Genomic DNA, 381 nt, shown 5'->3' with positions numbered 1-381 from the left:
CGCTCGACGTCAACCTCACCGGCGCCTTCCTGACGGTGAAGCCGGCGCTGGCCGGCATGCTGGCGCGAAAGTCGGGCCGCATCGTCTTCGTCGCCTCGACCGCCGGCTTGAAAGGCTATGCTTATGTCGCGCCTTACGTCGCTGCCAAGCACGGCGTCGTCGGGCTGATGCGAGCGCTCGCAGCCGAGACGGCAAAATCAGGCATTACCGTCAATGCGGTGTGCCCAGGCTTCGTGGAAACCGACATGCTGGAAGAGTCGGTCCGGCGCATCGTCGAAAAAACCGGCCGCGCCGCCGACGAGGCGCGGGCGAGCCTTGCCGCGATCAATCCGCAAGGGCGTTTCGTCCAGCCGGACGAGGTCGCTGCGGCGGTGCTTTGGC

1 protein-coding gene is annotated in these 381 nt (G+C 66.7%); it reads left to right on the top strand.

The window, feature by feature from the left end; all coding sequences use genetic code 11:
- Positions 1 to 381 (top strand): SDR family NAD(P)-dependent oxidoreductase (locus EN750_RS39095; protein WP_127399552.1); only part of this gene is annotated, 381 nt, incomplete at both ends.

Source organism: Mesorhizobium sp. M7A.F.Ca.ET.027.03.2.1 (assembly GCF_003999175.1).
Lineage (GTDB): Bacteria > Pseudomonadota > Alphaproteobacteria > Rhizobiales > Rhizobiaceae > Mesorhizobium.
This window is presented reverse-complemented; position numbering and strand designations above follow the sequence as displayed.